Source organism: Streptomyces sp. 891-h (assembly GCF_022760275.1).
GTDB lineage: Bacteria > Actinomycetota > Actinomycetes > Streptomycetales > Streptomycetaceae > Streptomyces > Streptomyces spirodelae.
The window spans coordinates 4,444,408-4,464,136 of record NZ_CP050693.1 but is presented as its reverse complement, the minus strand read 5'-3'; the positions used below and the strand labels follow the sequence as shown (position 1 = coordinate 4,464,136).

The window sequence follows — 19,729 nt, the reverse complement described above, 5'->3', positions numbered from 1 at the left end:
CCACGAGAGCGCGATTTTGTGACGCCGCGCCCCCATGGTCCTACGGGCCGCATGGGTCTCTGGCGAGGGGGTGCCCCTGACCGCCGTCGGCAGACTGCGACCTTCGTTGTGGCTGTGGGGGCACCTCCCGGACGGAGTCTGGGGGAGCCGTTCCCCGCGCCCCTGACGGGGCGCGTCCCTCACGCCACCGGCACCGTCACCGAGCGGGGGTCGAAGCCGAAGGGGAGCTCCAACCGGTGGGAGCGCATGAGTTCGGCGTCGGAAAGAAGGTCCTGCGTATTGCCGTCCGCAACGAGGACACCGTCGCTGAGCACCACGGACCGCGGGCACAGCTCCAGCGCGTACGGCAGGTCGTGGGTGACCATCAGCACCGTCAGATCCAGCGACCGGATCAGATCGGCCAGCTCGCGGCGGGCCGCCGGGTCGAGGTTGGAGGACGGCTCGTCCAGTACGAGGATCTCGGGGTGCCCGGCCAGCACGGTGGCGACCGCCACCCGGCGCCGCTGCCCGAAGGAGAGATGGTGCGGCGCCCGGTCGGCGTGCTCGGCCATCCCGACCCGCTCCAGCGCCTCCTGCACCCGCGCCTCCAGCTCGGCGCCGCGCAGTCCCGCGGCGGCGGGGCCGAAGGCCACGTCCTCGCGGACCGTCGGCATGAACAGCTGGTCGTCCGGGTCCTGGAAGACGATGCCGACCCGGCGCCGGATCTCCGCCAGGTGGGGGCGCTGGGCCTTCAGCCCGGCGACGGTGACCGATCCGGCGCCCGGCGTCAGGATGCCGTTCAGGTGCAGCACCAGCGTGGTCTTCCCCGCGCCGTTGGGTCCGAGCAGCGCGACCCGCTGGCCGCGCGGCACGGTCAGGTCGACGCCGAAGAGCGCCTGGTGGCCGTCGGGGTAGGCGTAGGCCAGGCCCCGCACCTCCAGCGAGGGAGCATCGGGGGCAGGGGAAGCAGCGGCGGAGGAGGTCACAGGGTCCATCCCAACAGGCAGATTGCGAGGGCGGTCAGCGGGAGCGCTGCCGAACGGGCCCACTCGGCGCGGGCGGCGGGCCCGGCGCCGAGTGCGGGGGGCATGGTGCCGGCGTACCCGCGGCTGAGCATCGCCAGGTGCACCCGCTCGCCGCGCTCGTAGGAGCGGATGAACAGCGATCCCGCCGACTTGGCCAGCACTCCCCAGTGGCGCGGCCCGCGCGCCTCGAAGCCGCGGGAGAGCCGCGCTGTGCGCATCCGGCGCATCTCCTCGCTGATGACGTCGGCGTAGCGCACCATGAAGGTGGCGATCTGGCACAGCAGCGGCGGCATCCGCAACCGCGCCAGCCCCAGCAGGAGTTCGTTCAGCCCCGTCGTCGAGGCGAGCAGCACCGAGGCGGCCACCCCGAGGGTGCCCTTGGCCAGCACGTTCCACGCGCCCCACAGCCCCGGCTCGGACAGCGACAGGCCCACCACGGTGATCCGCTCGCCCTCCGCGACGAACGGCAGCAGCACCGCGAACGCCACGAACGGCACCTCGATCGCCATCCGGGTCAGCAGATGGCGCGGCGGTACCCGGGAGACGGCCGCGACCGCGGCCAGCAGCACCGCGTAGGCGCCGAACGCCCATACGGCCTCGCGCGGTGTGGCGACGACCAGGACGACGAAGCAGAAGACGGCCGCCAGCTTGCAGTGCGCGGGCAGCGCGTGCACGGGCGAGTGGGCGTGCTTGTAGAGCTTGTGCGCGTGTCCGGCACCCATGCGGCTCCCCTCCTCAGCGCTCGGTGCCGGCGGGAGCGGTGGCGGCGGCGGTCCCGTTCCGAGCCGTACCACCGCGCCGGCGGCGCAGTACGACGAAGACGCCGGAGCCGACGGCGAGGGTGGCGCCCACGCCGATGACGCCCGCAAGGCCGCCGGACAGCCGGGCGTCGGCGATGTCCTCGACGCCGTAGTCGGCCAGCGGTGAGTCCTCCGCGGCGTGCTTCTCCGCCTGCTTGTCGATGCCGTTGTCGGCGGCGACCTTCTCAAGGCCGTCGGGGCTGGAGGAGGCGTAGAAGCTGAGCCCTCCCGCGCACAGCAGGGTGACCACGAGGCCGGTGATCCACAGCGGGCGGGTGGAGCGCCCGCGCGCGGCGGCGGGCACGGGCTGCGGCGCGGGGCCCGGTGCCGCCTCGGGGTCGGCCGACAGCGGCGAGGGGCGCAACTCCAGCCGTACGGCGAGCCGGTCGCGCGCCGCGTACACCAGGTCGGGGCGCACGGCCACCACGGCGCCCACCGTCGCGGCCGTGATCGCGGCCTCGCCGATGCCGATGAGCACATGGACGCCGACCATCGCGCCGAAGACCTTGCCCAGTGAGACCTCCGTCGTCCCGCCGAGCGCGTAGATGCCGGTGAAGGCGACAGCGGCCGCCGGTACGGAGACGAGCGCGGCCACGAAGGAGGCGCCGGTCACCATGGAGCGCCGCCGGGGCAGCACCCGCAGCAGCGCGCGGAAGACGCCGTAGGCGACCAGGACGGTCACCACACCCATGTCCGTGATGTTGGTGCCCAGCGCGGTCAGCCCGCCGTCCGCGAACAGCACACCTTGCAGGAGCAGTACGACCGAGACGCACAGCACGCCCGTGTACGGCCCCACGAGTACCGCGGCGAGCGCACCGCCCAGCAGATGGCCGCTGGTGCCTGCCGCGACGGGGAAGTTGAGCATCTGCACGGCGAAGATGAAGGCGGCGACAAGACCGGCCAGCGGCGCCGTCCGCTCTCCCGCCTCGCCCGGGCCGCCGCCCAGTTCGCGCCTGGCTCCGCGCAGCGAGACGGCGACGGCCGCGGCGGCGACGACTCCGGTACCGGCCGAGACGGGGGCGTTGATGAATCCATCAGGTACGTGCATCGAGGCGCTCCGCTTTCTCACGGCTTCTCATCACCGGCTTGTCCAACCGGCTCGTCCAACGGCCCGGCAATGGCCTGGCAGCGGCCGTCTCCAGCCTTTTGAGAATAGCGGTCAGATGCAAAGAGTTCGCAAGAGGGCCGTTCTTATGCCCGGAATGGGAGGGGACGTGGCCTCCTGTCCCCCGCTCTGTGGCAGAGCTCACCAGGCCGTTCGGGTGACTGTGCCGCTTCGGTGAGCGTCTGACACGACGAAGGGGCAACCCGGCCCGAGCGATGAGCGCACCGGGAACCCCCGACCCAGAGGAGCAGATGTGTCCAAGGTCATCACCCGCACCGTGCAGGCTCAACTGATCACCCGGCCGCCCGCGACCCGGCCTCTGACACCTGCTCTCAGGTACGAGACGGACGACCCGCTGGCCGTGCGGATCGTCTTCCCCGCGGAGATCTCCCTGGACGGCGAGGAAGTCGCCTGGGCCTTCTCCCGCGACCTGCTCGCCGAGGGCCTGCGCGGCCCCGCGGGCGCGGGCGACGTCCACATCTGCCCCTGCGGTCAGGAGCGGACGGTGATCGAGTTGCACGCCGGTGAGGGCGTCGCCGTGCTGGAGTTCCGCGCCGCCGACCTGTCCCTCTTCCTGCAGCGCAGCTACGACCTGGTGCCGGCCGGGGCCGAGCCGGCGCTCCTCGACCTGGAAGAGGGCTTCGCCGCACTGCTGCGCGGCGTGTGACACAAAAAGGGTGTGTGACACAAAGCCTTGTGACGCAAAAGGCGTGTGCCACAAAAGGCGTGTGCCACAAGAAACCCGCCCGCCCGCCCCTGAGAGGGACGGACGGGCGGGTGAGGCGCCAGCCAGGGCCCCGTGGGCTCACACCCCCGTGCGCTCCGGCTCACGCGGCGGCGGCACCGTCGCGACGGCCTCCTTGTCGAGCCGCAGTTCCTTGCGGAGCTTCTCGCCCTCGACGTCGACGTTGGGCAGCACCCGGTCCAGCCAGCGCGGCAGCCACCAGGCGCGGTGGCCCAGCAGCGCGAGCACCGCGGGAACGATGGCCATCCGCACCACGAACGCGTCGAAGAGGATGGCGATGGCGAGGCCGAAGCCCATCATCTTGATCATGGATTCGGAGGAGCCGATGAACCCGGCGAACACACTGATCATGATGACGCCGGCGGCGGTGACCACCCGCGCGCCCAGCCGGAACCCGCTGACGATGGCCTGACCGGGCTTCTCCCCGTGCACATACGCCTCGCGCATCCGCGTCACCAGGAAGACCTCGTAGTCCATCGCGAGCCCGAAGATCACGCCGATCATGAAGATCGGCATCATGCTCATGATCGGCCCGGTCTGTTCGACACCGAGGAGGCCGGCCAGCCAGCCCCACTGGAAGACCGCCACCACGGCGCCCAGCGCCGCCAGCACCGACAGCAGGAAGCCCAGGGCCGCCTTGAGCGGCACCAGGACCGAGCGGAAGACCAGCATCAGCAGTACGAACGCCAGACCCACGACCAGGGCCAGATACGGCACCAGGGCGTCGTTCATGACCTGCGAGAAGTCGATGGCGACCGCGGTGGCGCCGGTGACCAGCAGAGTGGCGCCGGTCTTCTTCTCGATCGCGTCCGACTGGTCCCGGATGTCGTGCACGATGTCCTCGGTGCGCGCGTCGCTGGGGCCGTACTTCGGGATGGCGGTCAGCGTGGCGGTGTCAGCGGCGTCCCACTGCTTCTTGTTCGGCTGCGCCGGGGTGACGGCGACGACGCCGTCCACCTTCTGCAGCCGCTTCTGGATCTCGGCGGCAGCGGCCTGCGGGTCGTCGGCGCCCTTCAGATCGGCCACGGCCATCAGCGGACCGTTGAAGCCCGCGCCGAAGCCGTCGGAGAGCATGTCGTACGCCTTGCGCTGGGTGGTGCTCTCCGGCTGGTTGCCCTCGTCGGGCAGGCCCAGCTTCATGGCGCCGACGGGCAGCGCCAGGGTGCCGAGCGCCAGTACGGCGGTGACCAGCACCAGGATCGGGCGGCGCAGCACGAAGCTCGCCCAGCGGGCCCCGGCCTTGGGGCGCTGGCCCTCGGCGTCCGCAGCCGGCGGCACCCCGGTGGCGGGGTTGGCCTTGCGCACCCGGCGGCCGAAGATCCGCTTGCCGACCATGCCGAGCGCCGCTGGCACCAGCGTGAGCGCCACCAGCACCGCGATGACCACGGTGCCGGCCGCGGCCATGCCCATCTTGGTGAGGACCGGGATGTTGACGACGGAGAGCCCGACGAGCGCAATCACCACGGTCAGACCGGCGAAGACCACGGCGGAGCCGGCGGTTCCGACGGCGCGGCCCGCCGCCTCCTCGCGTTCCCGGCCCTCGGTCAGCTCGGCGCGGTAGCGGGAGGCGATGAACAGCGCGTAGTCGATACCGACCGCGAGGCCGATCATCATGGCCAGCGTGGTGGTGTTGGCCGACAGCCCGAGGGTGGCGCCGAGCGCGGTGATCGAGGAGATGCCGATCATCACCCCGATCAGCGCCGTGATCAGCGGCAGCCCGGCCGCGATCAGCGAGCCGAAGGTGAGGATCAGCACGACTGCGGCGACACCGATGCCGATGATCTCGGCGTTGCCCATCTCGGGCTCGACCAGGAGCGCGTCACCGCCGGTCTCCACCGTCAGACCGGTGGCGCGGGCGTCCTTGGCGGCGTCCTTGATGCCCTCGCGGGTCTTGTCGGTGATCTCCTGCGCCGGGACCTTGTAGGTCACCGAGGCGTAGGCGATGCTGCCGTCCTTGCTGATCGCCCCGCTGTTCTTCGCGAACGGGTCGGAGACGCCCGCGGCCTGGCCGCCGCTCAGCTCCTTGCGCGCCTCCTGGACGGCCGCCTTGTTCTCGGCGGCGGTGATCTTCTCGCCGGTGGGCGCGCGGAAGACCATACGGGCGGTGGCGCCTTCGGCGTTGGCACCGGGGAAGCGCTCTTCCAGCAGGTCGAAGGCCTTCTGAGCCTGGGTGCCGGGCAGCGCGAAGTCGTCGTCGGGCGGACTGGAGGCGGTGGACGCGCCACCTATGGCGGCCGCCAGCAGCGCCACCCATATCAGGGCGACGATACGGCGGCGCCGGAAGGCGAGTCTGCCGATCTTGTACAGGAAGGTGGCCACGAGAGAGGTTCTCCGGTCTCGAGGTCGGACAGTCGGACGGATGGCACAGTCGGGGGGTGGCGCAGAGCAGCTACAGCGTCGGGAACCGAGGGAGCACGGCGGGGAGGTGCCGCGGCCCGGCAATGAGAGCTCATGTCAATCGACGCCGGCTCGCACTCGCAGGGTGAGTGGGGGCCCGAAAATGAGGGACACGTCACAACTTGCTTGGGTGCAAATCCACGCGAAACATGGAATAGATGACCGACGACGGCGCGTATCTCCGCTTTCCGCACCTGCACGGCGATCTGCTCTGCTTCGCAGCCGAGGACGACCTGTGGGCCGTCCCCCTGCCCGACGCGGGTCAGCAGTCCGGGCGGGCCTGGCGGCTGACCGTGGACCGCACCCGGATCAGCCACCCCCGCTTCTCCCCCGACGGACGGCGTATCGCCTTCACCACCTGGCGCAGCCTTGACCCGGAGGTTCATCTGGTCTCCGCAGCGGGCGGCCCGGCACGGCAGCTGACGTACTGGGGCGCGACCGACACCAGGGTGCGCGGCTGGACCCCGGAGGGCGATGTGCTGGCGGTGGCCTCGCACGGGGAGCCGTTCGCCCACCGTGCCTGGGCCTACCGCATCCCCGTCGACGGCCCCGACGGCCCGCCCGCCGACCGTCCCGACGCCTCCTGCCCGGGCAGCAGACTGCCGTGGGGGCCGGTCTCGGACATCGCCGTGGCCGAGCAGGAGGGCGAGCGGCGCACCCTGCTGCTGACCGGAACACCGCCGCACGAGCCCGCGAGCTGGAAGCGGTACCGGGGCGGCGCCATGGGGCGGATGTGGCTCCAGGGCGAGCGGCTGCTGCCGGACCTGGACGGGCATCTGGACTCGGTGATGCTGGTGGGCGACCGGATCGCCTTCCTCTCCGACCACGAGGGCGTCGGCAACCTCTACTCCTGCCGCCCCGACGGCACCGACCTGCGCCGCCACACCGACCACGACGCCTTCTACGCCCGGCACGCGGCCACCGACGGGCGGCGGGTGGTCTACCAGTGCGCCGGCGAGCTGTGGCTGGTCGACGACTTCTCCCACACCGCACGCCCCCAGCGGCTCGATGTCCGCCTGGGCGGCCAGCGCGCGGGCCGGCGCCCCCACCAGGTGCCCGCGGCCGCCCATGTGAACGCGCTGGCCGTGGATCCCACCGGGCGGGCCAGCGCGGTCGGCGTACGCGGCAGCCTCTACTGGCTCACCCACCGCGACGGCCCGGCGCGGGCGCTGGCGGACACCCCGGGGGTGCGGGTGCGGCTGCCCACCATGCTGGGCGACACCGGGCGGATCGCGTATGTCACCGACGCGGAGGGCGAGGACGCGGTCGAGGTCGCGGACCTGCCCCGCGCCTCCAGCCCCCGGCCCGCCTACCGGATCGCCGCCGGACGGCTGGGGCGGGTGCTGGAGCTGGTCGCCTCGCCGTCCGGGGAGCGGCTGGCCGTGGTGACGCACGACGGGCGGCTGCTGCTTGTGGACGTGCCCGAGGTGGCCGAGGCGTCCGACGTGGGCGGAACCGCGGCCGGGGACGAGTCAGGCGAAGCGGAACGGGCTGTCCCGGAAGCGCCGATCAGCGAGGTGGTGCGGTCCGTCAACGGGCCGGTGCGCGACCCGGCGTTCTCGCCGGACTCGCGCTGGCTCGCCTGGGCGCACCCGGGGGTGGGCAGGTCGCTGTCCTGCATCCGGATCGCCAAGGTCGCCGAGGACGTTTCCGGGCCGGCGGGCGAGCGCACCGTACTCGACGTCACCGACGGGCGGTACGAGGACGAGCAGCCCGTCTTCACCCGCGACGGGCGCTACCTCGCCTTCCTCTCCTGGCGCGGCTTCGACCCGGTCTACGACGTCCACACCGGCGACCTGTCCTTCCCGCTGGGCTGCCGCCCGTATCTGGTACCGCTCTCCTCCGCGACACTCTCGCCGTTCGCGCTGACCCCGGAGGGGCGCCCGGCAGCGGGCGGGCTCGACCCGCAGGACCGCCCGGCCGGCGAGGAGGAGGGTCCGGACGCCTCGGTGCTGGTGGAGGCCGAGGGGCTCGCCAACCGGGTCACCCCGTTCCCGGTGACGGCCTCGAAGTACGCGGCGCTGTGCCCGGTCGCCGGAGGCGGACTGATCTGGCTGCGGTACCCGATCTCCGGCGCGCTCGGCGAGACGTTCGTCAACCCGGCCGACACCTCGGGCCGCCCCACGCTCGAACACTTCGATCTGACGACCGCCAAGCGCACCGAACTCACCAGCGACATCGACTGGTTCGCGCCCAGCGGCGACGGCACCCGGCTGGTCGTCAACGACGAGGGGCTGCTGCGGGTGATCCCGGCCGACCAGCAGGCCGACTCCGACACCACCACCTACATCGACCTGCGCCGCATCCTGCACGACGTCGACCCGGCGGCCGAGTGGCGACAGGCGTACGAGGAGGCCGGGCGGCTGATCAAGGCGTACTTCTGGGACCCGGGGATGAGCGGTATCGACTGGGAGGCGATCCTCGACCAGTACCGCCCCCTGGTCGAACGCGTCGCCTCGCCCGACGAGTTCGCCGACCTGCTGCGCGAGGTGCTCGGCGAACTCGGCACCTCGCACGCCTACGTCACCCCCGCACGGCGCGACGAGGGCCCGCCGCACTACCAGCGGCCCATCGGCTTCCTGGGCGCCGACCTGATCCACACCCCCGAGGGCGACTGGCAGATCGCCCGCATCCTGCCGGGCAACTCCTCCGACTCCCGGGCCCGCTCCCCGCTCGCCGGATCGCCGGTACGGGAGGGCGCCGTGCTCACCCACGTGGACGCGCGGCCGGTCGACTCCTACAGCGGCCCCGCGCCACTGCTGGCCGCCGCCGGCGGCACCACCGTGGAGCTGACGCTCCGGCAGGCGGGGCCGCCCCGGGTCGCCGCCGTCCCACTGATCGACGAACGCCCGCTGCGCTACCAGGACTGGGTGGCCCGCCGCCGGGACGTCGTCCGCGAACTGAGCGACGGCAAGTGCGGCTATCTGCACATCCCCGACATGGGCGGCTCCGGCTGGGCGCAGTTCAACCGGGACCTGCGCCTGGAGATCTCCCGGCCCGCGCTGATCGTGGACGTACGGGGCAACGCGGGCGGACACATCAGCGAGCTCGTCCTGGAGAAGCTCACCCGCACCATCCTGGGCTGGGACCTCACCCGCGACGCGCAGCCGGTCACCTACACCAGCAACGCGCCGCGCGGCCCGGTGGTCGCCGTCGCCGACGAGGCCACTGCCTCCGACGGAGACATGATCATCGCCGCGTTCCGGCTGCTGGGGCTGGGCCCGGTCGTCGGCGCCCGGACCTGGGGCGGGGTCGTCGGCATGACGGGACGGCACCGGCTCGGGGACGGCACGGTGATCACGGTGCCGATGAACGCCGCCTGGTTCGAGGGCTACGGATGGTCGGTGGAGAACCGCGGCGTGGAGCCCGACATCGAGGTGCTGCGCACCCCGCTTGACTGGGCCGAGGGCCGCAGCTCCGTGCTGGGCACCGCCGTGACCACCGCCCTCGACCTGCTGGAGAGGCACCCGGCACGGACGCCGCCCGACTACCGGGACGCACCCGACCGGTCCCGTCCGCCGCTTCCCCCGCGTTACTGATCCACCCCATTCCGCACCTTTTGGTGCGGAATGCGGGTTATGCCGTGGCGTGGCAGGGTGGAAAGTGCCCGTGAGGAGACACTTCCGACACCTCCGAAGGAGTGACGATGGGCATCGCAGACCAGTTCAAGTCCAAGGCCGAGCAGCTTCGGCACAAGGGCAAGGAGAAGAAGGAACAGCAGTCCGGCGGCAAGCAGCGCGGCGGCGGCGGCCAGGACGCCCGCGAGAAGGCGCAGGAGCTGAAGGACAAGGCCCAGCAGCGCGCCCAGGACTGGAAGGACAAGAACCGCTGACGCGGTGCGCCGCCGATGAGGGCACCCTCTTCCTCGCCGAGAGGGTGCCCCTTGCTGCGCGTCGCGGACTGCGGCTGCGTTGTGGCTTGGGGGCACCTCCCGGCCGAAGGCTGGGGGAGCAGTTCCCCGCGCCCCTGAAAGGGAACCTCTTGCGCTTGGGCAGTCTGCGCCCTGGGGGTACCTCCCGGACGGAGTCTGGGGGAACAGGGTGGGCAAGCGCAGCACCCCATGCGGGGCAAGCCTCACCGCACGGCGCGCGCCTTTTCGTCCGCCTCGCCGCCCGCGCCGACGAGCCCCATCGAGAGCCCTCCCGCGGCCTCGATCCGAGGGGCGACAGCTCTCATCTCGCGCTGGCCCAGAGGGCCACCGATCAGCGGCGGCAAGTAGCCCCGCAGAGCCTGCATCCCGCGCAGCCACCACTGCCCGTACACATGCGGGGCCCGGCGCTCTATCCCCGCGACGATCCGGTCAACGGCCGGCCCGAGCGGATACGTCTTGTTCGTGGGCCACGGGAGCCGCTGCCGTACGTCCCGCATCACCTCGTCCGCGTCGGCGCCGCGCACCATGTCGGTGTCGGTCCAGCTCAGATAGCCGACGCCGACGCCCACACCCTTGTAGCCGACCTCGGCGCGCAGGCTGTGCGCGAAGGCCTCGACGCCGGACTTTGAGGCGCAGTACGCCGTCATCATGGGTGCCGGTGTGATGGCCGCGAGGGAGGCGATCTGGAGGAAGTAGCCGCGCGACTCCTCCAGTACGGGCAGGAACGCGCGCCCGGTGACGGCCCCGCCGATCAGATTGACCTCGATCACCCGGCGCCAGGCCACCGGGTCGGAGTCCATGAAGGGGCCTCCGGTGGCGACCCCGGCGTTGGCGACGGTGATGTCGACCTTCCCGAAGTGCTCCTTGACCTCGCGGGCGACCTCGGCCATGGCCTCGTGGTCGGTGACGTCGGCGTGCCAGTACGCCGAGTCGGTGTGCAGTGATGCGCTGACCCGCTTCAGCTCGTCCGGTTCCAGGCCGACGAGCGCGATCTTCGCCCCGCGCGCGGACATCTTCCGGGCCAGTAGCGCCCCCACGCCCCTCGCCGCGCCGGTGATGACGGCGACCTGACCCTCCAGACCGACCCTGCTCATGCGCTCCGCTCCCTCATGTCCTCGTGCATGTCCTCGGCCGTGGCGGCGAGATGGTCCCCTGCGAGCCCCGCGAGCACCCCGCTGACCGTCTCCGGCTCCTCCAGCGGCGTCATGTGCCCGCGCCGCTCCAGTTCGTGCACTCCCGCGCAGTGCGGCAGTGCGGCCGCCAGCCGGTGGGCGTGCGGGAGCGGGGTGAGGCGGTCGTGCGTGCCGATGACGACCGCCGTGGGCACGTCCAGCCGCGGCACGTTGACCGCCAGGTCGAGCCCGGCCAGCACTCCGCCCCACGCCGACCTGACGCGCCGCGGACAGGCGTGCACGATGCGCGCCGTCGCCTCGACGGCCGCCGGATCGGGGGCCGGCCCGAGCGTGCCGTACGCGAGGGCCTTCCGGGTCAGCGCAGTGACGGGGCCCAGCGGCGCCGCCGAGCCCAGCAGCGCCCGGTGCGCGACAGCTCGCAGGCGCTCGGAGCGGAACGGCAGCACCCGGGCCTGCCCGGTCAGCTGCTCGGCGCCGGTGCTGCACAGCAGCAGCGCGGCGCCGTGCTCGCGCAGTTGCCTCCTGCCGGCCGCCGCCATGAGAGTCATACCGCCCATGGAGTGGCCGCCGATGACGGCCCGTTCGCCCGGCTCCAGCGCCGCGTCCAGTACGGCGCACAGGTCGTCGGCGAGCATGGCTGTGCTGTAGGCCATGGGCGCGGCGGCGGCCGGGCTGCGGCCGTGCCCGCGCTGGTCGTAGACGACGACGCGGTGGCCGCTCGCGGTCAGTTCGCGGATGACGGGCGCCCAGAACAGCGTCGAGCAGGTCCAGCCGTGTGCGAGGACGACGGCCGGGTCGTCGGCGCGGCCGTGCACCTCGACGGGGAAACGCACTCCGTCCCCGGAGCGCGCGGTCAGCTCGCGCGCGGGCGCGGGCGGCGCATAGCGCCCGGTGAGTCCCTTGCGGGGGCCTGTGGTGGCGGCGATGCGGCTCATCGCGCGTCCTCCCCCACGGCGGAGGGCAGGTCCCCAGCGGTGTGGAAGGCGTCGGTGGCTGCTCCCCTGCCGACCGTCCCGGTGAGCAGCGGCGCCGCGCTGCGCGCGGCACCCGCCCCGGCGGTCCCGCCACCGTGCGGCCCGCGCAGCACCTCGTACTCCTCCAGCCACACCTCACGGGTCACCTTGCGGAACTCCGCTGTGGTGCCGGGCCACACGGCCACCGGCCGCCCCTGTGCGTCCAGATACCAGCTCGTACAGCCGGTCTCCCACACGCTGGACTTGATGCGTTCGCGCAGTTTGGCGTTGTAGGTGTGCTGTGCGATGGGCCGTACGTCCAGCGCGACCTTGTCGCCGCCGCCGAGGGTGTCCAGCTTGCGCACGTAGTCGATCAGGTAGTTGAGCTGTGCCTCGATGATCAACACCATCGAGCTGGTGCCCAGACCGGTGTTGGGGCCGATGATGAACAGGAAGTTGGGGAACCCCGTGGTGGTCGTCCCGCGCAGCGCGTTCATCCCGTCCCCGGCCCACGACTCGGCCAGCGTCTGGCCGTCCGCCCCCTTGACGAGGCGGGCGACGGGCATGTCGGAGACGTGGAAGCCGCTGCAGAAGACCACCGCGTCGACCTCCGCCTCCCGGCCGTCCGCCGAGACCAGCGTGTTGCCGCGGATCTCCTTCAGCCCGGAGTCGATGACATGCGTGTTGGGCTGGGCGAGCGCCGGATAGTAGTCGTCCGACAGCAGCGTGCGCTTGCAGCCGACGCGGTAGTCGGGTGTCAGCTTGCGGCGCAGCCCGGGGTCCTTGACGGCCCGCTTCATGTGCAGCTTGGAGACCTGCTCCACGGCAGGGAGCAGTTTCGGATAGTTGGCGAAGACCTGCGTCTCCAGCTCCCGTACGCCCCACAGCGCGAAGCGGCGCAGCTTCTGGGTGGCGGGGAAGCGGGCGTGCAGCTTCCGTTCGGCCCTGCTGATCCGGCGGTCGCCGCGCGGCAGCACCCATGCCGGGGTGCGCTGGAAGACGGTCAGCTCGCCGACGACCGGCTGGATGGCGGGGATGATCTGGATGGCCGAGGCCCCGGTGCCGATGACGGCCACCCGCTTGCCGCGCAGGTCGTAGTCGTGGTCCCAGGTCGCCGAGTGGAAGACCTTGCCCTCGAAGGAGTCCAGCCCTGGGACGTCCGGCAGCTTGGGCTCGGACAGCGGTCCGGTGGCGGAGACCACGACATCGGCCGTCAGTGTGCCCGCCGAGGTCTCCACCCGCCAGTGCAGCTCCTCCGCGTCCCAGCTCATCTGCTGCACCTCGGTGTTGAAGCGGATGTGCTGCCGCAGTCCGAAGGTGTCGGCGACCCGCTCCAGATACGCGTGGATGTCCGGCTGGGGCGAGAAGCTGCGCGGCCACTCCGCGTTGGGTGCGAAGGAGAACGAGTACAGGTGGGAGGGGATGTCACAGGCGCATCCCGGATAGGTGTTGTCGTGCCAGGTGCCGCCGACGGCATCCCTGCGCTCCAGGAGGACGAAGTCCGTCACCCCCGCGCGGCGCAGCCGGACAGCGGCCCCCAGGCCGCCGAATCCGGTACCGATCACCGCCACCCTTACGTGCTCCTGCTCGTACTCGGCCGCCATGCCGCCGCCTCCCGGGATCTGTCGCGTGCTGCGCTTACGTGACTGCGCTTGTGTGGCTGGGCTCGTGTGGCTGCGCTTTCGGACCCACAACCGTGCCAGTAATCACTGGCACGGTCACGAGAGTAGAGCAGCGGAATACTCATGGGTAGGGGTCGGCGCGAGGAAAGTTACCGACGGTTGCACCGGAGTGCCGGGGCCGGCCGGACGCCTAGGCTGGTCACGTGGCGAGCAGGAAGCAGCAGCACAGAGCCGACGGACAGGCGCACCGGCGCGAGACGGCTGCGCACCAGGACGAGACGGCAGCGCACCAGGGCGAGTCCGCGCCCGGGAAGCGGGAGTTCCGCGCACACGAGCTGGCGGAGGCCGCCGGCATCACCACCCGCACCCTGCGCTTCTACCGCGAGCGCAAACTGCTCCCGCCCCCTCGCCGCGAGGGCCGCATCGCCTGGTACGACGAGCACCACCTGGCGCGGCTGCGCAGCATCACCGCGCTGCTGGCCCGGGGCCACACCCTGGGCGGTATCGCCGACCTGCTCGACGCCTTCGAGAAGGGCCGCGACGTCCGCTCGGCCGCCGAGGTCATGGGGCTGGACAGCTCGGTGGTCACCCCCTTCTCCGAGGAGACCCCCGTCCGGCTCACCCCCGAGGAGCTCGCCGACTACTTCAAGGGCGAGGTGACCGTCGACAACCTGGCCGCTTCCCTGGACCTCGGCTATGTGGCCATCGACGGTGACGAGTTCGTCCACACCAGCCGCCGACTGCTGGAGGGCTCCGCCGAACTGGTCGCCAAGGGCATCCCGCTGGCGGTCGTCCTGGAGGCGGGCCGTGAACTGCGCGCCCAGACGGACGAGATAGCCGCCACCTTCGCCCGCCTGCTCCGCTCCCACCTGCTGCCCGCGCAGCAGTCCACCGACCCGGCGGAGCTCAACACACTGCTCGCCCGGGTGGCTCCCGTGGCCAAGCAGATCGTCGAGGCGGAACTCGGCCTCGCCCTGGACCGGCGGGTACGCGCCGAACTGGAGGAGTGGCTAGCCGACCGTCCGGACGGGGAGGGCCTTGACGCCGTGGATGAAGTTGGAGACTAGACGGCGCACCTCCCCCCGGGCGCCCGGCACCCGCTCGGACGGCGGCAACAGCTCGTAAGGCGGCAGTTGCCGGGCCGCCTCCTGGTACAGGACGCGCAGCTGGAGACGTGCGAAGTGGGCGCCCAGGCACACATGCGGCCCCTCGCCGAACGCCACGTGCGGATTGGGCGTACGGGCCAGGTCCAGGGTGTGCGGCACGTCGAAGACCCGCTCGTCGAAGTTGGCCGAGGCGTGGAAGACGACCACCTTTTCCCCGGCACTGATGCGACGTGACGACAGCTGGAGATCTCGCACCGCGGTGCGCCGGAAACTGAGCACCGGGGTGTGCCAGCGAAGCAGCTCCTCGACCGCGAGGGACTGCGCACCGATGTCCCCCCGCCGCACCAGGTCGCGCATGGTGCGCTGCGCTGCGGGATGTTCCGCCAGTGCGAGCAGCCCGCCGGGTGCCGCGCTGCGCACAGTGTCGTTGCCCGCGACGGTCAGCAGGAAGAAGAACATCTCCAGCTCGGCACCGGTCAGCTCATGGGCGAGTGCCGTCATCACATCGTCCGCCGGATGTGCGCGCTTGTACGCAGCCAGCCGGCGCGCGTAGTCGAACATCTCCCGCAGCATGGCGGGCGAGCGCGGGTTGGCCGGGCGCCCGTCCGGACCGAGCACCGTGACGGCCTGGTCCGGGTCCTGGTACCCGATGATCCGCTCGGTCCACTCCAGCAGCAGCTTCCGGTCCCCGGCCGGTACGCCCAGCAGGTCGGCGAGGTTCAGCAGCGCGAAGTCGTCGGTGACGGCGGCCACCAGATCACAGCACCCCCGCTCGCGCGCCTCTTCGCGCGCCGCCGCCAGCGAGCGCCGCGCCCGTGCCCGTACATCCGCCTCGAACCGCTCCACCCGGCGCCGCGTGAAGGCCCGGCTGACCAGCGTGCGCAGCCGGTGATGCGCGGGCGGGTCCTGGTTGAGCATCATCCGGCGGATGAACGGCAGGTCCTCCGGGTCCGGATCACGGATCTGGGTGGCCCCCTCCCAGGAGGAGAACTCGGCGGGCGAGCGCAGCACCCGCAGCACGTCCGCGTGCCGCGTCACCGCCCAGAACCCCGGCCCGGCGGGCCAGCCCAGCACCTCGTACTCCTCCTGCCAGGCGACGGGATTCCCGTCCCGCAGCGCACGGAACGCCTCGTGCGGCAGGCCCGCGGCGTAGCGGCGCGGATCGAACACATCCACGTCGGGCGAGGCCGGGACGGCTTCGGGCGCTGCGCTCATCCCACGCCACCCTCCGCACGGGGCCCGGCCTCCGAGAGGGGCTCCCGTTCTGCGCAGGGCCCGTCCTCCGCACGGGTCTCGCCCTCCGCACGGAGCCCGCCGTCGCGCGTCCCGTCCTCGGCGCGGAGGAAGTCCTCCACAGCACGCACCGTCTCCAACGGCGTCTCGTCGAGTGGATAGTGCCCCGCGGCGGGCACCTCCACCAGCTCGGCTGCCGAGTACCAGCGCAGCCAGGTCGTGCGCACCACTTCCGCCGACAGCACCGGGTCACCGTCCCCCACCACCAGCCGTACCGGCACCCGGCAGTCGCGCACCTGCTCGTGGAAGTCCTCCAGCGCCCACGAGTCCAGCCAGGCGCGGAAGGCCTCCGGGTCCGTGCACGAGAGCGACCGTTCGACCATGAGGTCCAGCCAGGCGTCGGGGCGCCGGTTGCCCGTACTCAGATCGATGATCGCCCTCCGGTTGGCCGGGCGCTGCGCGGCCTGCGCGAACAGCTCCCACTGTTCGCCCCGCAGCGGCACCCCGCTCGCGGGCACCGGCGCGATCCCCACCATCCGGCGCACCCGCTCCGGGGCCGCGAGCACGACTCGCTGGATGACGGCAGCGCCCATCGAGTGCCCCACCAGCGAGAACCGCTCCCAGCCGAGCGCGTCGGCCAGCGCGAGGATGTCCCCGGCGGCCTCGCCTGTCGTCCAGGCTCCGGGTATGTCGCGTGCCTCGCCGTAGCCGCGCAGGTCGGGGACGGCGTAGCTGAACGAGGCGCGATCGAGCACATCGAAGACGGGCGCGTACGCCCGCCGGTCGGCGAACCAGCCGTGCACGGCGATCACATGGTGCGGCCCTTCACCGATCCGGGCGGCGGGCAGAACAACGGCACCGGGTCCGACTCCAGCGTCCATGGCGGCCTCCCCCTGGGGCGGCAGGGCCCCTCGCCCCGCCCGGCTCCACGGTGGCCCTCGCCCGGCCACCGGCACAAGACCACGGCAGCCGCACACCTCCCCGGTCCGCCCCCGCACCCGGCGCCGCCCTCGGAGCCCGTCTGTCAGAGCCTGCGCCGGGCTCCAGAAGGCCCCGGAGCCCGGGCCGGGCCTCCGGGGGGTCTGGAGGCGCCCCGGACGCTCCTGGAGGTGCCAGAGGCGTCCAGAGACACCCGAGAAGGCGCACTGAGGCGCCCAGCCCAAAAGTCCCAGAGGTGCCCGAGGCGCCAGAGGTGCCCGAGGTGCTCTGCGAGGGCCCGAGCCCCTCAGGGCCCGAAGTCGACCGTCACCGGCGCGTGGTCGCTCCACCGCTCCGCGTGGGTGGCGGCCCGCTCGACGTACGCCTTCACCGCCCGGCCGGCCAGCCCGGGCGTGGAGACGTGGTAGTCGATCCGCCAGCCCGTGTCGTTGTCGAACGCGCGGCCGCGGTAGGACCACCACGAGTACGGGCCTGCCACGTCCGGGTGGAGCGAACGGACCACATCCGCATAGCCGCCGTCGGCCGGGTCGAAGACCCGGGAGAGCCAGGCGCGCTCCTCGGGCAGGAACCCGGAGCTCTTCTTGTTGCCGCGCCAGTTCTTCAGGTCGGCCTCCTGGTGGGCGATGTTCCAGTCGCCGCAGACCAGCACCTCGCGCCCGGCCGCCGCGGCACGCTCGCGCAGGTCGCACAGGTAGGGCAGGAACGCGGCCATGAAGCGCTCCTTCTCGTCCTGCCGCTCGGTACCGACCTCCCCCGAGGGCAGATAGAGGCTCGCGACGGTCACGCCGGGCAGGTCCGCCTCCACATAGCGCCCCGACGCCTCGAACTCGGCCTCGCCGAACCCCACGCGCACACTGTCCGGCTCCCGACGGGTGAGCAGGGCCACACCGGCCCGGCCCTTCGCGGAGGACGGTGCCCAGAAGGCATGCCAGCCCTCGGGCTCCCGCACCGCCTCGGGCAGCTGCTCGGGCTCCGCGCGCACCTCCTGCAAACAGACGACATCCGCCTCAGTGGTCGCCAGCCACTCCGCGTAGCCCTTCTTGGCCGCCGCCCGCAGCCCATTGACGTTCACTGTGCTCACCTTGTGCAAAACATGCTCCTCATTGGTACGCGCATGCTCCGCACCTTATGCGGCGGAAGCCTCCGCTCGGGTGTCGTCCCATGGGTCCGGCTCCCACACCGGGTGTACGACGGCCTCAACACCGCCGCTGGGGCGCCGGACCAAGGCGACCCGGCGTATGACCTGTTTCAGGAGTGCGTTCTTCTCTTCCGTATTGAGCGTCGCCCATTCCTCGACCAAGCCGACCAGCACCGGCCGAAACTCCGCAGGGTCCGGCAGAACCGTGACAGCCGCGACGCGGTCGAGTGCGCGCTCGGCTGCTCTCTTCTTCTGCTGGATGCGATCCCGCGCGGCTTCGTACTCTCCCTCGCCCCATTCGGCTGGGTCGATTGCGTGCTCGGCTCGCAGCCGTGCGAGCGCGGTAGCGTACTTGTCCACCTCGGCTTGCAAGTGGGCGTAGTCGGCCGCTGCTCGCTGACGCTTTTCCAGTGCGAGACGTTGCTGGGGAGTACTGGGAGCGTTGTCGACGCCTGGGGCGACCTCGCGCTCCACCCACGCGAGTACCTGTTCCTCTACGTCCTCGCGTTTGGCCCAGACTCCGGCGCAGCCGTGTGTGCCCGTGGCGCCTCTCCGTCCGCACTGGTACGCGTATCCGCGAACCGTGTGCGTGTTGCCGTCCTCGCCCTTGCGTTCGGCTGATGACAGAGTCGCTGTGCCGCGGCATCCATTGCCGCACCGGGCGAGGTTGGAGAGGGGATGCTGCGGGTTGCGTGAACGGGGAGGCGTTGAGCGCACCTCTCGGCGGCGCTTCTGGTACTCCTCCCACACGCTGTACTCGATCAGTTCCTCGTGTGCGCCCTGGATGAAGAGGTGATTGGGGCACCGGCCGTTGCGCCCCCGCTTGCATCCGCAGCGCCGGTCATGGACACGCAGGAGGCCGGCGCCGAATCCACTGTCGAGGTAGTGGATGAGACTCTGCTCGGTCCACAGGTTGCCGCGCGTCGTGACGTAGCCGTGCCCGTTCAGCCATGCAGTCAGGGCGTAGAAGGGGCAACCGTCGACGTACCGCAGGTACAGGTCGGCGGCGACCGGTCCGAGGTCGGAGTCGATTTCGTAGCGCTCCTCTTGGACTGTCCACCCTCCCTTGGCGTTGGGTACTCGTCGTGGGTGCCATATGTAGCCGAATCGCGGGCGACCGGTTGAGGGCACCCCGAGCGTGCGGCGGTGGTCCATGGTTTCGATCCACTGCTCGCCGGCGCGGTCGGATTCGTACGCGCTGAACTCCATGATCATGCCGCGCTGGAAGCGGCCGACCGCGGTGGAGGCGTCTACGGGTTCTGTGGCTGACTCCAGCCGTCCCCCGACCGATTCGAGCCTCGCGAGGTTGGTGTGGTTTCCGTTCCTGTTACGGCCGAATCGGGAGTAGCGCCATACGGCGATTCCGCGCGCCTCGCCCGCTTCGACGCGCTCAATGTCGCGCATGATCTTGCGGTTGAAGTTGCGGCCGGTGGCGTCGAGGTCGTACGTCAGCGGCTCCAGCAGGCGGCGGCCGGTGCGGGCCGCCCACTGGCGCAGGGCTGTCTCTTGCAGCTCCGGGGAGATCTTCTCTTCTTTCCACGTGCTGACACGTATGTACCCGATGAACGGCTCGCGTGCCTCCGGGCCGTCGAATGTTGCAGGCCATGCCTGCGTAATGGTCACGTGCTCCTACTCCTCCCGTGTGTGGATAAGGGATGTCGGGCGCATGGGATCGCGTCGCCC

Annotated in this window: 15 protein-coding genes; 4 read left to right on the top strand and 11 right to left on the bottom strand. The window is 71.7% G+C overall.

The window, feature by feature from the left end; genetic code table 11:
- Nucleotides 1-179 precede the first annotated feature (179 nt).
- Genes HC362_RS19625 through HC362_RS19615 form a run of 3 tightly spaced genes read right to left on the bottom strand, consistent with a single transcriptional unit; the run spans nt 180 to nt 2,852 of the window.
- Entirely contained in the window at nt 180-974 is a 795-nt protein-coding gene (locus HC362_RS19625) for an ABC transporter ATP-binding protein (protein WP_243085346.1), read from the bottom strand.
- Nucleotides 962-1,726, bottom strand: coding sequence for a cobalt ECF transporter T component CbiQ (cbiQ, locus tag HC362_RS19620; protein ID WP_209267238.1), 765 nt, complete (start codon nt 1,724-1,726; stop codon nt 962-964). The genes HC362_RS19625 and cbiQ overlap by 13 nt, the downstream gene beginning before the upstream one ends.
- Before the next feature lie 13 nt (nt 1,727-1,739).
- Nucleotides 1,740-2,852, bottom strand: coding sequence for an energy-coupling factor ABC transporter permease (locus HC362_RS19615; protein ID WP_243085345.1), 1,113 nt, complete (start codon nt 2,850-2,852; stop codon nt 1,740-1,742).
- A gap of 310 nt (nt 2,853-3,162) precedes the next feature.
- Here HC362_RS19615 and HC362_RS19610 point away from each other — a divergent pair, with 310 nt between their 5' ends.
- Nucleotides 3,163-3,576 carry an SsgA family sporulation/cell division regulator gene (locus tag HC362_RS19610; RefSeq protein WP_243085344.1) on the top strand — a complete coding sequence of 138 codons (414 nt, stop codon included), beginning with the start codon at nt 3,163-3,165 and terminating at the stop codon, nt 3,574-3,576.
- Between the two features lie 138 nt (nt 3,577-3,714).
- On the opposite strand, the gene HC362_RS19605 is transcribed toward HC362_RS19610, so the two are convergent.
- Nucleotides 3,715-5,973, bottom strand: coding sequence for an MMPL family transporter (locus tag HC362_RS19605; protein ID WP_243085343.1), 2,259 nt, complete (start codon nt 5,971-5,973; stop codon nt 3,715-3,717).
- A gap of 236 nt (nt 5,974-6,209) precedes the next feature.
- Between HC362_RS19605 and HC362_RS19600 the strand changes: the two genes are divergently transcribed.
- Together HC362_RS19600 and HC362_RS19595 are read left to right on the top strand one after the other, a co-directional pair.
- Nucleotides 6,210-9,590, top strand: a complete 3,381-nt coding sequence (locus tag HC362_RS19600) for a S41 family peptidase (RefSeq protein ID WP_243085342.1) — start codon at nt 6,210-6,212, stop codon at nt 9,588-9,590.
- A gap of 107 nt (nt 9,591-9,697) precedes the next feature.
- Nucleotides 9,698-9,883 (top strand): hypothetical protein, encoded by a 186-nt coding sequence (locus tag HC362_RS19595; protein ID WP_243085341.1) that lies wholly within the window; start codon nt 9,698-9,700, stop codon nt 9,881-9,883.
- Between the two features lie 242 nt (nt 9,884-10,125).
- On the opposite strand, the gene HC362_RS19590 is transcribed toward HC362_RS19595, so the two are convergent.
- Genes HC362_RS19590 through HC362_RS19580 form a run of 3 tightly spaced genes read right to left on the bottom strand, consistent with a single transcriptional unit; the run spans nt 10,126 to nt 13,612 of the window.
- Complete coding sequence (locus tag HC362_RS19590) at nt 10,126-11,016, bottom strand: SDR family oxidoreductase (protein WP_243085340.1); 891 nt, start codon at nt 11,014-11,016, stop codon at nt 10,126-10,128.
- Nucleotides 11,013-11,990, bottom strand: coding sequence for an alpha/beta hydrolase (locus HC362_RS19585; RefSeq protein WP_243085339.1), 978 nt, complete (start codon nt 11,988-11,990; stop codon nt 11,013-11,015). The genes HC362_RS19590 and HC362_RS19585 overlap by 4 nt, the downstream gene beginning before the upstream one ends.
- The gene (locus tag HC362_RS19580; protein ID WP_243085338.1) at nt 11,987-13,612 is read right to left on the bottom strand and encodes an NAD(P)/FAD-dependent oxidoreductase; all 1,626 of its coding nucleotides are present in this window, start codon (nt 13,610-13,612) and stop codon (nt 11,987-11,989) included. Before HC362_RS19580 ends, HC362_RS19585 begins: the two co-directional genes overlap by 4 nt.
- Before the next feature lie 353 nt (nt 13,613-13,965).
- Here HC362_RS19580 and HC362_RS19575 point away from each other — a divergent pair, with 353 nt between their 5' ends.
- The gene (locus tag HC362_RS19575) at nt 13,966-14,697 is read left to right on the top strand and encodes a MerR family transcriptional regulator (protein WP_243088708.1); all 732 of its coding nucleotides are present in this window, start codon (nt 13,966-13,968) and stop codon (nt 14,695-14,697) included.
- Here the strand turns inward: HC362_RS19575 and HC362_RS19570 are convergent.
- From HC362_RS19570 to HC362_RS19555, 4 genes are all read right to left on the bottom strand, one after another.
- Complete coding sequence (locus tag HC362_RS19570) at nt 14,641-15,951, bottom strand: cytochrome P450 (protein WP_243085336.1); 1,311 nt, start codon at nt 15,949-15,951, stop codon at nt 14,641-14,643. The two genes, HC362_RS19575 and HC362_RS19570, sit on opposite strands and share 57 nt — an antisense overlap.
- Entirely contained in the window at nt 15,948-16,850 is a 903-nt protein-coding gene (locus HC362_RS19565; protein ID WP_243085335.1) for an alpha/beta hydrolase, read from the bottom strand. Before HC362_RS19565 ends, HC362_RS19570 begins: the two co-directional genes overlap by 4 nt.
- Before the next feature lie 344 nt (nt 16,851-17,194).
- Nucleotides 17,195-17,998 carry an exodeoxyribonuclease III gene (locus HC362_RS19560; RefSeq protein ID WP_243085333.1) on the bottom strand — a complete coding sequence of 268 codons (804 nt, stop codon included), beginning with the start codon at nt 17,996-17,998 and terminating at the stop codon, nt 17,195-17,197.
- Nucleotides 17,999-18,034: 36 nt separating this feature from the next.
- Nucleotides 18,035-19,669 (bottom strand): recombinase family protein, encoded by a 1,635-nt coding sequence (locus HC362_RS19555; protein ID WP_243085331.1) that lies wholly within the window; start codon nt 19,667-19,669, stop codon nt 18,035-18,037.
- Nucleotides 19,670-19,729 lie beyond the last annotated feature (60 nt).